11 protein-coding genes are annotated in these 13,158 nt (G+C 64.5%); 7 read left to right on the top strand and 4 right to left on the bottom strand.

Annotation, left to right across the window (positions count from 1 at the left end; all coding sequences use genetic code 11):
- Positions 1 to 93 precede the first annotated feature (93 nt).
- The 4 genes from QCE83_RS14750 (at position 94) to QCE83_RS14765 (ending at position 4,219) form a co-directional block, all read left to right on the top strand.
- Positions 94 to 1,203: a nucleoside hydrolase gene (locus QCE83_RS14750; RefSeq protein ID WP_309811964.1), complete on the top strand. Its 1,110-nt coding sequence runs from the start codon at positions 94 to 96 to the stop codon at positions 1,201 to 1,203.
- Positions 1,204 to 1,305: 102 nt separating this feature from the next.
- Positions 1,306 to 2,169 carry a sulfite exporter TauE/SafE family protein gene (locus QCE83_RS14755; protein WP_309811966.1) on the top strand — a complete coding sequence of 288 codons (864 nt, stop codon included), beginning with the start codon at positions 1,306 to 1,308 and terminating at the stop codon, positions 2,167 to 2,169.
- Complete coding sequence (locus QCE83_RS14760) at positions 2,166 to 2,477, top strand: DUF1634 domain-containing protein (RefSeq protein ID WP_309811969.1); 312 nt, start codon at positions 2,166 to 2,168, stop codon at positions 2,475 to 2,477. Before QCE83_RS14755 ends, QCE83_RS14760 begins: the two co-directional genes overlap by 4 nt.
- Before the next feature lie 119 nt (positions 2,478 to 2,596).
- Positions 2,597 to 4,219: an FAD-dependent monooxygenase gene (locus tag QCE83_RS14765; protein ID WP_309811971.1), complete on the top strand. Its 1,623-nt coding sequence runs from the start codon at positions 2,597 to 2,599 to the stop codon at positions 4,217 to 4,219.
- Positions 4,220 to 4,223: 4 nt separating this feature from the next.
- Here the strand turns inward: QCE83_RS14765 and QCE83_RS14770 are convergent, their stop codons facing one another.
- Positions 4,224 to 5,042 carry a methyltransferase domain-containing protein gene (locus QCE83_RS14770; RefSeq protein WP_309811972.1) on the bottom strand — a complete coding sequence of 273 codons (819 nt, stop codon included), beginning with the start codon at positions 5,040 to 5,042 and terminating at the stop codon, positions 4,224 to 4,226.
- Positions 5,043 to 5,240: 198 nt separating this feature from the next.
- On the opposite strand from QCE83_RS14770, the gene QCE83_RS14775 reads away from it, so the two are divergent.
- Positions 5,241 to 5,987: a glucose 1-dehydrogenase gene (locus QCE83_RS14775; RefSeq protein WP_309811974.1), complete on the top strand. Its 747-nt coding sequence runs from the start codon at positions 5,241 to 5,243 to the stop codon at positions 5,985 to 5,987.
- Here the strand turns inward: QCE83_RS14775 and QCE83_RS14780 are convergent.
- Both QCE83_RS14780 and QCE83_RS14785 read right to left on the bottom strand, forming a co-directional pair.
- Positions 5,984 to 7,456 (bottom strand): MmgE/PrpD family protein, encoded by a 1,473-nt coding sequence (locus tag QCE83_RS14780; RefSeq protein ID WP_309811975.1) that lies wholly within the window; start codon positions 7,454 to 7,456, stop codon positions 5,984 to 5,986. The genes QCE83_RS14775 and QCE83_RS14780 overlap by 4 nt on opposite strands.
- 29 nt (positions 7,457 to 7,485) lie before the next feature.
- Positions 7,486 to 8,964, bottom strand: a complete 1,479-nt coding sequence (locus QCE83_RS14785) for an MmgE/PrpD family protein (RefSeq protein ID WP_309811977.1) — start codon at positions 8,962 to 8,964, stop codon at positions 7,486 to 7,488.
- 119 nt (positions 8,965 to 9,083) lie between these two features.
- Here QCE83_RS14785 and QCE83_RS14790 point away from each other — a divergent pair, with 119 nt between their 5' ends.
- Positions 9,084 to 9,785 carry a GntR family transcriptional regulator gene (locus tag QCE83_RS14790; RefSeq protein ID WP_309811979.1) on the top strand — a complete coding sequence of 234 codons (702 nt, stop codon included), beginning with the start codon at positions 9,084 to 9,086 and terminating at the stop codon, positions 9,783 to 9,785.
- Positions 9,786 to 9,954: 169 nt separating this feature from the next.
- A complete protein-coding gene (acnB, locus tag QCE83_RS14795; protein WP_309811981.1) occupies positions 9,955 to 12,540 on the top strand; it encodes a bifunctional aconitate hydratase 2/2-methylisocitrate dehydratase in 2,586 nt (861 codons plus the stop codon).
- Between the two features lie 93 nt (positions 12,541 to 12,633).
- Here the strand turns inward: acnB and QCE83_RS14800 are convergent, their stop codons facing one another.
- Positions 12,634 to 13,032, bottom strand: a complete 399-nt coding sequence (locus QCE83_RS14800) for an FKBP-type peptidyl-prolyl cis-trans isomerase (RefSeq protein ID WP_309811983.1) — start codon at positions 13,030 to 13,032, stop codon at positions 12,634 to 12,636.
- Between the last annotated feature and the right edge of the window lie 126 nt (positions 13,033 to 13,158).

Below are 13,158 nucleotides of genomic sequence, written 5' to 3' on the forward strand. Positions count from 1 at the left end.
TGCGGTTCCCGGATCGATCGTAGAATGAGTGGCGCCTTGCCTGCATTGCGGCGGTGCGCCCACTCTACTTATATCGATTCGGGAGACACGACCATGCAGCGTTGCAAAGCGGTAATCCTGATCATTCCGTGTGTCGTCGCGCTCGCCGCGTGCGGCGGATCCGATAACAATCAGCCCGCCTATTCGAATGCGCCGAAGATCATCATCGACTCGGACTTCAACACGATGGGCGACGACGGCCAGCTCTTCGCGATGACCACGCAGTTGATGGGGCAGGGCAAGGTCAATCTGCTTGGCCTGTGTGTCGTGACAGGCAACGACTGGCTGTTGCAGGAAGAGGCCGACGCACTGAAGGCCGTCGAGCGCATGGGCGTGCAGGACAAGGTAGGCGTCTATGCGGGCGCCAACTATCCGCTGCAATATGACGTCGCGAGCATTCGCGCGCAGCAGGCCGCCAATCCCAATGGATATTTCGGCGCGTGGATGCGTCCCGAACCCACTCAGCAATCGCAACTGACCGCGCCGCCCGACGGCTTTGCAACATCCACCAAGCTGCAAGCCCAGGCCGCCGCGGACTTCATGATCGACACCATCAAGCGTTATCCGAATCAGGTGACGATCATCGAAGTGGGGCCGCCCACCAATCTCGCGACCGCCGTGCAGAAGGCGCCGGAGATCGTGCCGCTCATCAAGCAGATCGTCTACATGGGCGGCGCGATGAACGTGCCGGGCAACGCGAACGCAGTGGGCGAACTGAACTGGTGGTTCGATCCCGTCGCAGTGCGCACGCTATTGCAGACCACGATCCCGCAGAAGGTGATTCCGCTCGACGTCACCAATACCGTTCCGCTGACCGAGACCGTCTATAACCAGATCGTCAATCCGCCGACGGGACAGACCGCCGTGACGAAGGTGTATGCCATCGAAAATGCGGGCGCGTTCGCCAACAACACCGACATCTACGACACGCTGACGATCGGATACTTTCTCGATCCCACTTATGCGACGCAGACGCAGAGCGCGTATCTCGACATCGACACGACGCCTGGAGAAGATCAGGGGCATGTGATGGTCTATCCGGATGCGCCTGCGGCCGGTGCTTCGCCGCAGAAGATCACGTATGTCACGCGCTACGACAACAACCGTTTCTTCGCCTTTTATGTCGATCTGCTCACGCGGCCCGTGCCGGTGAAGTTCCAATGAAGTTGGTGTAGCCGGATGCATGACGGGCTGTCCGTCATGCATTTTCCTACTTGTTATGACATGTTATAATTCACGTTCACTGATCTCCTGAGAGCGGATCCAATGAGCTTGCAGACAACGCTGTGGCTGTTCTGCGCAGGCCTCGGCGCAAGTGCTGCAGGCGGCATGCTCGGCATGGCGAGCGGCCTGTTCATCGTGCCCATCCTGACCATGTTCTTTCACGTCGACATGCATGCGGCCATCGGCACCAGCATCGTGTCGGTCATCGCCTGTTCGTGCGGCGGCGCGGCCGCGTTCCTGCGCGGCGGGCTGACCAATGTGCGGCTGGCCCTCGTGCTCGAAACCGGCACGACCCTTGGCGCGCTCTGCGGCGTACTGCTGGCGGGCGTCGTGCCGGTATCGGCGCTGGACTTCCTTTTCGCAGGCGTGCTGCTCGTGTCGGCATGGCAGATGTTCGTGCGGCGCGAAGATCCGGCGTCGGCCGCATCGACCGCGCCTTCGCATGGGCTCGCCGCCGTGCTCGAACTGCATTCGAGCTATCCGGATCATCGGCTGCATCGCGACGTCGCTTATCGCGTGCAGCGCGTGCCGCTGGGTCTTACGTTGATGGTCGTGGCCGGGATGGTGTCGGCGTTGCTTGGGATCGGCAGCGGCATCCTCAAGATTCCCGCCATGGACAATGCGTTGCGCCTGCCCATCAAGGTCTCAACGGCCACTTCCAACTTCATGATCGGCGTCACGGCTGCCGCCAGCGGATGCGCGTACTTCCTGCGCGGAGAGATCGTCAGCGCTTTGGCCGCGCCGGTGGCGCTCGGTTCGGTGCTCGGCGCCGTGCTCGGCGCACGCGTGCTGATGAAGGTGCGCAGCGAACGCCTGCGCGTGCTGTTTCTCTCCGTGCTCGTGATCGTCGCGGGCCAGATGGTGCTGCAAGGCATGGGCATCAACCTCGCGGAGTTCGCCGAATGAGGAAGTCGCCCGCGCATGTTTCGCTCGACCGCCTGCTCGCCGTCTTTCTTCAGGCCGGAACGTGGATCGCGTGCGGCTTGATCGGCGCGGGTCTGGTGCTTCAGGCGTGGCCCGTGCCGTGGGCCGCGCAGGCCCTGACGGCAGGCGTCGCGCTGTTCGTCTTGCTTCCCGTCATGCGCGTCGCGCTGCTGCTCGCGGTGTTCGCCCGGCAGCGCAACACGCTCTACGCCGCGATCGCCACCGCCGTGCTCGCCGTCATCGCGGCCGGCTGCGTGCTCGGCGTGCGGCTCGGTCCGCTCGCCGGCTGACGGATCGGGCGATCGAATGGCGGCACAAGCAGTGACACAACGGTTATTCTCCCTTTCGCCGGACGACGATCTCGCGCGCCACACGCGTACGCATCGCATTCCTCGGGAGAAATCGCATCATGAACGATACGACCGATGTGTTGATAGCCGGCGCCGGCCCCGTTGGCCTGCTGCTTGCCGCGGAACTGAAGCGCGACGGGCTGGATGTGTGCCTGATCGATACGCATGAAACGCGTACCTTCTTCGTCAAGGCACTGGGCGTGACGGCGCGCACGCTGGAGATCTTCGAGGACCTCGGCATCGCGCGCGATGCGATCGACACGGGCGTCTGGCTCACCGGCGCCGAAACCTTTCAGGACGGCGATCCCGTGTTCAGCGCGCAGTTTCCGCGCGAAGGCATGCCCTACGGCGCGCTTTCGCTGGCGCAATTCGAAACGGAACGCCTGCTCGAGACGGCGCTCGCCGTGCATGGCGGGCACGTCGACTATGGCGCGACGCTGCTGGATTTCACCGAGTCGGACGATGCCGTCGACGCCCGCGTGCAGATGGCGGGCGGCGACATCCGCACGGTTCGCTGCCGCTGGCTGGTGGGTTGCGACGGCGCGCGCAGCAGCGTGCGGCATCAGTTGAACGTGCCTTTCGAAGGCGATCAGTATCCGCAGACCTTCATGCTCGCCGATGTCGACGTGGACTGGAATCTGCCGCGCGGACCGATGTACCGCTTCAATCTCTCCGGCAAGGTTCAGGGCACGGCTGAAGGCGCCGTGCCGCAATCCACCACGCTTGCCGCGTTGCCGGTGCGCGGGTCGAAGCGCCGCTATCGGCTGTCGATGGTGCTGCTTCCCGACGATGCCGCGCTGCACGCCTTGAACTCGGCACCCGGGTTCGATGAAGTCGAGCGCATCATGCTGCCGATCCTGCCGCGCAACACGCGCTTGTCGTCGATGCGCTGGTCGTCGGTGTATCGCGTGAGTCATCGCATTGCACAGCACTATGCGCGCGGCCGCGTGTTCCTTGCCGGCGATGCCGCGCATATCCATCCGCCGGTCGGCGGGCAGGGCATGAACACGGGCTTGCAGGATGCGCACAATCTCGCCTGGAAGATCGGCCTGACGGCGCGCGGGATGGCCGGCGCGAAACTGCTCGACAGTTATGAAGCGGAACGGCGGCCCGTCGGGCTCGACGTGGTCGAGTCGACGAGCCGCGCCATGCATACCGTGCTCGCGCACGGCGAGATGCGGCCCGGCATGCGCGAGACGCAGTTGCTGGTGGGCTATCGCGGCAGTCCCGCTGTCGCCGACGAATGCCGGGACATGGCTTCCGAACTGCCCGCGCCCGGCGACCGCGTGCCGCAAGTGGGCGGTCTGGTGCAGGCGTTCGTCGGCCAGGTGCAGCGCTTGCAGGATCACATCGGGCGAGGCCGGCATACGCTGCTCGGCTATATCGACGAGGACGAGGACGGCGCGCGCGGGGCCGCGTTCGATGAGGCCGTCGACGCATGGCGCGCCGCGCTCGGCCTCACGGGCGGCGTGGTGCTGATCATGTCTCCTTCGATCATGAACGGTGCGAATGAACGCTATCGCACGCTGGGCGATTTCCAGGGCGAGTTCGCGGCGCAGTTCGGCGCGCGCAACGGCATGGTGTGGGCGGTGCGGCCCGATGGTCATCTGGGCTACCGCAGCGCCTCGTGCGATGGGCAGGCGCTCATCGCATGGCTTACACGCGTGCTGGATCGCGCGTGAGGCATCAGCGGCGCACGACGATGACGTGGGCCTGCATCTTCGCTTGCACTGGAGCTGTACCGAAGCGATCCGCGATTGCAGCTTCGCAGACGGCCGTGGCTTCATCGAGCGTCGCGCTGTTGCGTGCCTCGATCTCATTACGCAAGGGCGTTCCCTGACAGTACGCGACGGCAACGGCTCGTGCCGATGGCGCATGACTTTGCGCGGTCATCGTTTCGATGTGTGGTGTTGCATCGAAGCCTGCGTGAGCGAGGTCCGTCGAGATCGTGTGTGCATCGAAATAGCCGTGCGGCGTGCGCTTCATGAACAGCGGCGGATCATCGGGGAACACGTGGCCGAGCGCGGTGGTGATCGTATCGGCGAAAGCATTCTCTTCGATGCAATCCCACACGTTGAACAACAGCGTCCCGCCCGGCCGCAGCACGCGACGCGCCTCCGCGAAGGCGGCCGGCTTGTCGGGAAAGAACATCGCGCCGAACTGGCAGGCGACGACATCGAAGCTCGCATCGGCGAACGGCAGGCTTTGCGCATTGGCCTGTTGCCACGTGACGTTCGCGGGCGTACCTGCTGCGTCTGCGCGATCGAGCATGGCCTGGTTCAGGTCCGTCGCGACGATCGCGGCCTGTGGACTCAGCATGCGCGACATCGCGCGCGTGAGTGCGCCGGTTCCCGCAGCGGTTTCCAGCACCCGCGAAGGATCCAGTGCGGCGATACGGCGGGCGAGGTCATCGGCGTAGTGCGCGAAGAGCATCGGTACGAGTAATTGTTCATACAGCCCGGCAATCGGTCCGGCGAAGTTCGCATCGCTTCGAAGCATGGTCATGCTGTTTGCCTCCATGGCGCCAACGAGAGCCTGCAATGCGCCGGTTCATTATTCGCGTTTGCCTGCATGTCAATTCACTTTAGTCCGCTTTATCGGTGGTGACAGCCCAACTACATTGTCACCATGGCAGGGCCGACCCAGCGAAGCAACGAAGCAGCCGGCCCTCTACCGTCCAGTCAACTTTTCAGGGAAGACATCATGAGCAAACTCGCAGGCAAGGTCGCGGTGGTCACGGGTGCATCGAAGGGCATCGGAGCGGGCATCGCCAAGGCGCTCGCGGCCGAAGGCGCGGCGGTGGTCGTCAACTATGCGAGCAGCAAGGAAGGCGCGGATGCCGTCGTCGCTGCGATCACCGCGGCGAACGGCCGTGCGGTTGCGGTGGGCGGAGATGTATCGAAGGCGGCGGACGCGCAAGGCATCGTGAATGCGGCAATCGAAACCTTCGGCCGGCTCGATATTCTCGTGAACAATTCCGGCGTCTATGAATTTGCGGCGCTTGAAGAGATCACCGAAGAGCACTTCCACAAGCAGTTCAACGTCAACGTGCTAGGCACGCTGCTGACCGCGCAGGCCGCCGTCAAGCATATGGGCGCAGGTGCGAGCATCGTCAATGTGAGTTCGGTCGTGAGCCGCATCACGCCGGCGACTACTGCCGTCTATAGCGGCACCAAAGGCGCTGTGGATGCCATCACCGGCTCGCTGGCGCGCGAACTCGGCCCGCGGAAGATTCGTGTGAACTCGATCAATCCGGGCGTCGTGGTCACGGAAGGCACGCATACGGCGGGCGTCATCGGCTCGGAATTCGAAACGGCGGCGCTGTCGCAAACGCCGCTCGGCAGGGTTGGGCAGCCGGATGATATCGCGGCCATTGCGGTGTTTCTTGCATCGGATGATGCGCGGTGGCTGACCGGTGAGAGTCTGATTGCGAGTGGCGGGATGCGCTAACGCCCCACCGCCCCCACCGCAATATCCCCCGCGTTCCCCAGCGCCTCGACATGCCAGCACGTGTTGATCAGCGCCCGCGTCTGGTCCGCCGGCAGAATACCGTCGGCGAGATCGGCGAATTTCTTCTCCAGCTGCTGATCGCTCATCGGCACCTCCGTACTGCCGATCGCATGCTCGATGAACTTGTGCAGCTTGCGGCCATCCTTCAGCGTGATGGTCATGTCCACCTGCTCAGGCTTGATCGAAGGATCGACGATCGTATTCACCTTCTCGCGTAGCGCGACGGTCTGCGGGTCGCGCACCTTGGCGTCGCTGAATTGCTTCTCGCCGGCGGCGCCGTCGATGATCGCAATCGCCACCGCGTGATAAATGCTGAACTTGCCTTCGAGGCCGATCTGCGGCGTCTTCTTGCCCGTCAGTTCGATGACCAGCGGATGCACGCGCAAGTCGATGCGCTCGATCTGATCGGCGCTGAGATGGTTCTGGTCGCGCAACTGGATGGCGGCGTCCAGCGCAGGATGAATCACGATGCCGCATGCAAACGGCTTATACGTGTTGAGCGTGGACTCGTAGTGCGTGCCGAGCCCGTCCGTGATCTCGCGGTAATCCTGCTTGGTGCTGATCGTGTTCGCCCAGCCGCGCTTCGCCTCGATCATGCCGTCCGAGCTCGTGTAGTCCTTGCTCGCCAGGATCGCCGCGAACATGCCGTTGGCGGCGGCGCGGCCGGGATTGAAGCTCTTGTTCATCGAACCGAACGACTCGCGCAAGCCGACCGGCTGCGACGCCGCCAATCCCAGCGCCCAGACCGTCTGCTGCACGGTGAGGCCCATGAGCTTCGACATCGCCGCCGCCGATCCGAACACGCCGCAGGTACCGGTGATGTGCCAGCCGACATCGTAATGATTCGGGTACACCGCATTGCCGATGCGCAACTCGGTCTCCACGCCCAGCACCAGCGCATTGAGGAAGTCCTTGCCCGACACGGGATGGTATTGCGCATACGCGAGAATCGCGGAGACCACCGGCCCGGCCGGATGAATGATGGTCTTCAGGTGCGTGTCGTCGTAATCGAAGATATGACTGCTGACGCCGTTGATGAACGCCGCGTTCATGATGTCGAAGCGCTCCGTGCGCCCGAGCAGGTTGGCTTGCGGCGGCCCCGAGAAGGGCGTGAGCGCGGCGACGGCGCGATCGACCGTCGTGTCGTGCGAGCCGCCCACCGCCACGCCGACCCAGTTCATCAGCGTGCGCACGCCTTCGCGGCGCACCGGCGCGGGCAGGTCTTCGTAGCGCGTCTTGCCGATGAATTCGGCAAGGATGCGCGTGACCTTCGGCGGTTGTGCATTCGTGGCGCCAGGCTGCGATGCCGCGCCGTTGCCTTGCGCCAGCGCGCTCGTGCCCACGGTGGCGGACGCCAGCGCGCCCGCCGCGCCGGTCTTCAGGAAGTAGCGCCGGTCGATGTTGGCCATGGGTTCGTCTCCTTGTAATTTATCGGGCGTCACGCGGTAAGCAGCGGGCGCAGTTCGCGCACGTCCCTGAGCGTTTCCAGATGCTCGATCTTCTCGATGAGCGCGGCCGTCCGCGCGGCGCCCAGCACCGGCGCCATCAGGTCGCGCGCCTTGGCCGCGACGGCTTCGCTCGACAGCGGGTTCTCCTTCGTGCCGGGTGCAAAGCGCGTGAAGTGCTCGACCGTGCGGCCACCCGTCAGCGTGACCTGCACTTTCGCACCGCGCGGCGCGGCAGGATCATGCAGCGCGGGGTCCGGCTGCACCGTCACTTTCGCGCGTTCCCTGAGAATGGCGGGATCGCGCATCAGGGCGACATCGTGGCTGTCGCGGAACGACACCGCGCCCTTCACCAGCGCGAGCGCCACGAGATGCTGGCAGTTGACGTCGGGCATCGCGCTATCGCCGACAATGCCCTCCGCATCCGGCGGAATCCTCACGACAATGCGGCTCACGTTGTCCGGCCTCAGGCCGTATTGCTTGCGCAGGGCGAGCAGCGCGTCGAGCGGGGACTGGATCGGATAACCCACCGAGTAGGTCTTGATCGCCGTCTCGGTCACGTAGAAGCGCGAGCCGAGCCCGTCGATCATCGCGTGCGGATCAGGCTGCGTGGAAAGCGCGACGAACAGGTTGTGCGTGCCGTCGAGCACGTCGCGCACGCCCGTCATGCCGGACTGCACCATGCTCACCGCCATGACGCCGTTGCGCGCGCCCATGCCGGCGAAGTCGAAGGCTTTCTCGATGTGGTCCTTGTCCTTGACCCAGCTCCACAGCCCCGACACCTGCTGCGCCGAATAGGAGATCGCATAGCGCATCGCGGTTTCGTCGAGGCCCGCGACGGCGGACGCCGCGCCGAGCGCGCCGAAGGTCGAGGCCGTGCCTTCCGCGCTGCGATGCGAGCCGCGCACGAGATCGGGACCGAGCGCCATCAGCAGGCGGCAGGCGAGGTCATAGCCGAGAGTGACCGCGCGGATCATCGTCTCGCCGCTTTGCGCGCCGTGCTCGGCCATGGCCAGCGCCGACGGCACCACCGAACTCCCCGGATGCGCCTTCGTCACCGGTTCGAAGTCGTCGGTTTCATCGGAATGGGCGCACATGGCGTTGGCCAGCGACGCATTGACGATGCTCGTGCGCGCGTGCGTGCCGATGACCGTCGCCTGCGGCGCGCCGCCGAGCGTGCCGACGTATTTCGCCGCGAGCATGCCGGGGCGCATGCGCGATCCGGAGACCATCGCGCCAAAGGTGTCCAGAATCCGGTGCTTGCAGGCGAGGACGACGGGAGCGGGGAGCGGCATCGTGCGGGCCTGCGCCATGTAGCGCGCGAGTTGCGCGGTGATGTGTTCATGGTCCGCACTTGCGTTTTCCGCTTCACTCGCAGCGAGGACGAGGCGCGAACCGCCCAGCGACAGCGCGGCGAGTGCGCCGGCGGATTGCAACAGCCTGCGACGTTGAGGCCGATGGCGCTCGGACATGCATTGTCTCCTCGTGGTGGAAATCTTCGTGAAGTGTCGACAGATGGAGTGCCCCATCGCGGCAGAGGTAGAATCTTTGGCGTTTAATCGCACCTTACCAGACATCCGGAATGACCGTCATGAGCGAAAGTGTCGACACATTCAATCCCGCAACCACCGACATCATCGACTGGGTGGCGCGCGGGATCATCGAAGGGCGGCTCGCGCCCGGTGACGATCTGAACTCCGTCGAACTCGCACGGCGCTTCGAGGTCAGCCGCACGCCGGTGCGCGAAGCGCTGTTCGTCCTGAGCCGCGAAGGACTGGTCGACTGGCCGCCGCGCAAGCGTCCGAGGGTCTCCGCCATCAGGATCGAAGACGCGCGCGAGCTATATCAGCTGCGCGCGCTGCTGTACGCGCAGATCTCCCTCGGCGTGGTCGAGCGGGCGACGCCGCAGGACATCGACCGGCTCTGGTCCGCGCATCGGCATCTCGCCGAGGCCGCCGCGCGCGGCGACGTCGATGCCTACTTCTGGGCCAACGTCGCGTTCCGCGATGAAGAGTTGCGCGTGTGCGGCAACGGCATCTTCAAGGAAGTGCTGGATTCCATGCGCATGCGCATCAACCGGTTGCGCCGCCTGAGCACGTCGCTGCCGGGACGCCTGCAACGCTCGTGCTCCGATCATCAACGCCTGTGCGAAGCCTATGAAGAACGCGACGGCGTGCTGGCGGCGGCACTGAACCGTTCCATCGTGACGAGCGCGTTGCAGGCGATCGAAGCTTCGTGGCCGTCGGCTTCCTCGTGGGCCAAGGCGCCTGTCAGGCGTGCCGTCGAACCATGAAAACCGACGGTCGCAACAGGCTTTGACCGCAAGTCTTGTATAAGACATAAGACATAAGATAATTGACGCGACGCGGTCAGAACGCTAAAATTGCGCTCGAAGCAATGCCGGGAGCAGCCTCGGCGCGACTGGAAAGTCGTCCTTTGAAACGCAAACGAACGGTCCCCTCATGCTTGAAAATTTTCGCGCTCATGTCGCCGAACGCGCCGCGCTCGGCATTCCGCCTCTGCCCCTGACTGCTCAGCAGACCGCCGAGCTGGTGGAGTTGCTGACCAATCCGCCCGCGGGCGAAGAGCAGATCCTGCTCGACCTCATCACGAATCGCGTGCCGGCCGGCGTGGACGAGGCTGCACGCGTCAAGGCGGGCTTCCTGGCCGCCGTGGCCAAGGGCGAAACCGCGTGCCCGCTGATCTCGCGTCAGCGCGCCACCGAACTGCTCGGCACGATGCTGGGCGGCTACAACATCGCGCCGCTGATCGAGCTGCTCTCTGACGCCGAAGTGGCCGCCGTCGCCGCGGACGCGCTGAAGAAAACCCTGCTGATGTTCGACCAGTTCCACGACGTCAAGGAACTCGCCGACAAGGGCAACGCCCACGCGCGCGCCGTGCTGCAAAGCTGGGCGGACGCCGAATGGTTCACGAGCCGTCCGGAAGTGCCTGAAAGCCTGACCGTCACCGTCTTCAAGGTGACGGGCGAAACCAACACGGACGACCTGTCGCCGGCGCCGGACGCCACCACGCGCCCGGACATCCCGCTGCACGCGCTGGCCATGCTGAAGAACGCGCGTCCCGGCATCACGCCGGAAGAAGACGGCAAGCGCGGCCCGGTGCGCTTCATCGAGTCGCTGAAGGAGAAGGGCCACCTGGTCGCCTATGTGGGCGACGTCGTCGGCACGGGCTCCTCGCGCAAGTCGGCTACCAACTCGGTGCTGTGGTTCACGGGCGAAGACATCCCCTTCATCCCGAACAAGCGTTTCGGCGGCGTGTGCCTCGGCTCGAAAATCGCGCCGATCTTCTACAACACGATGGAAGATGCGGGCGCGCTGCCCATCGAACTCGATGTGTCGCAGATGGAAATGGGCGACGTCGTCGAGCTGCGTCCGTATGAAGGCAAGGCGCTGAAGAACGGCGCGGTCATTGCGGAATTCCAGGTCAAGTCGGAAGTGTTGTTCGACGAAGTGCGCGCCGGCGGCCGCATTCCGCTGATCATCGGCCGCGGTCTGACGGCGAAGGCGCGTGAGGCGCTGGGTCTGGCGCCGTCGGACCTGTTCCGCCTGCCGCAACAGCCGGCCGGCACGGCCAAGGGCTTTTCGCTGGCACAGAAGATGGTCGGCCGCGCCTGCGGCCTGCCGGAAGGCCAGGGCATGCGTCCGGGCACGTACTGCGAACCCAAGATGACCTCGGTCGGCTCGCAGGACACCACGGGCCCGATGACCCGCGACGAACTGAAAGACCTGGCGTGCCTCGGCTTCTCGGCCGATCTGGTGATGCAGTCGTTCTGCCACACCGCCGCGTATCCGAAGCCGGTGGACGTCAAGACGCACCAGACCCTGCCGAACTTCATCAGCAACCGTGGCGGCATCGCGCTGCGTCCCGGCGACGGCGTGATCCACTCCTGGCTGAACCGCATGCTGCTGCCCGACACCGTCGGCACCGGCGGCGACTCGCACACGCGTTTCCCCATCGGCATCAGCTTCCCGGCGGGTTCGGGACTGGTGGCCTTCGCAGCCGCTACCGGCACCATGCCGCTGGACATGCCGGAATCGGTGCTGGTGCGCTTCAAGGGCAAGATGCAGCCGGGCGTCACGCTGCGTGACCTCGTCAATGCCATCCCGCTGTACGCCATCAAGCAGGGCATGCTGACGGTCGCCAAGCAAGGCAAGAAGAACATCTTCTCGGGCCGCATCCTCGAAATCGAAGGGCTGCCGGATCTGAAGGTGGAGCAGGCGTTCGAACTGTCGGACGCCTCGGCCGAGCGTTCGGCAGCAGGCTGCTCCGTGCACCTGAACAAGGAACCGATCATCGAATATCTCAACAGCAACATCACGCTGCTGAAGTGGATGATCGCCGAGGGCTACCAGGACCCGCGCAGCCTCCAGCGCCGTATCAAGGCGATGGAAGAATGGCTCGCCGAACCGCAACTGCTCGCGCCGGATGCGGACGCCGAGTACGCGGCGGTCATTGAGATCGATCTGGCCGACGTGCATGAGCCCATCGTGGCCTGCCCGAACGACCCGGACGACGTGAAGACGCTGTCGGATGTCGCCGGTGCGAAGATCGACGAAGTGTTCATTGGTTCGTGCATGACGAACATCGGTCACTTCCGTGCGGCGTCGAAGCTGCTGGAAGGCAAGCGCGATATTCCGGTCAAGCTGTGGGTCGCGCCGCCGACCAAGATGGACCAGAAGCAGCTGACCGAAGAAGGCCATTACGGCGTGTTCGGCACGGCCGGTGCGCGTACCGAAATGCCGGGCTGCTCGCTGTGCATGGGCAACCAGGCACAGGTGCGCGAGGGCGCCACGGTCATGTCCACGTCTACGCGCAACTTCCCGAACCGTCTGGGCAAGAACACGAACGTGTATCTTGGTTCGGCGGAACTGGCGGCCATCTGCTCGCGTCTGGGCCGGATTCCGACCAAGGACGAGTACATGAGCGATATCGGCGTGATCAATGCCAATGGCGACAAGATCTATCAGTACCTGAACTTCGACCGTATCGACGACTTCAAGCAAGTGGCCGACACCGTGACGATGTAATTCGCTGACGCGCCACGGCGCGAAAGAAAGGGCGCCGCAGGATGAACTCCTGCGGCGCCCTTTTTCATTGCGCGACGGTTACTGCGCGATTCCTTACTGCCCGATGCCGAGCAGTTCGATTTCGAAGGTCAGGTCGCTGTTCGGCGGAATGGGGCCGACGCCCTGGCTGCCGTAGGCGGTGGCCGACGGGCAGGTCAGCTTGGCCTTGCCGCCCACTTTCATTTTCTGCACGCCTTGCGTCCAGCACGGAATCACGCGGCCGAGCGGAAAGGTGGCGGGGCCGCCGTGTTTCGCGGAACTGTCAAATTCGGTGCCGTCGGCGAGTGTGCCGCGATAGTTGACGCGGACGACGTCGCTGGCCGTCGGCTGTGCGCCAGTGCCTTGCTTCAGGTGCTCGACCACGACGCCGGAGGGCAGCTTTTCGGTGGTGTTGGCGGCGAACGCGGTGCTCGACAGGGCCAGGGCAGTGCTCAGGGCGACAAGAATTTTCATGCGCGGATCCTCGTGGAATGGTCCGGCGATTATATCGGGCTGGCCTTGCGGGGTTGAGGAGGGCACTTTCTTTGACAGCGAGGAGGTGCGGGCGGCCTTTACCCAAAATTATTTGGATGGGATAAT

Source organism: Caballeronia sp. LZ034LL (assembly GCF_031451215.1).
Classification (GTDB): Bacteria; Pseudomonadota; Gammaproteobacteria; order Burkholderiales; family Burkholderiaceae; genus Caballeronia.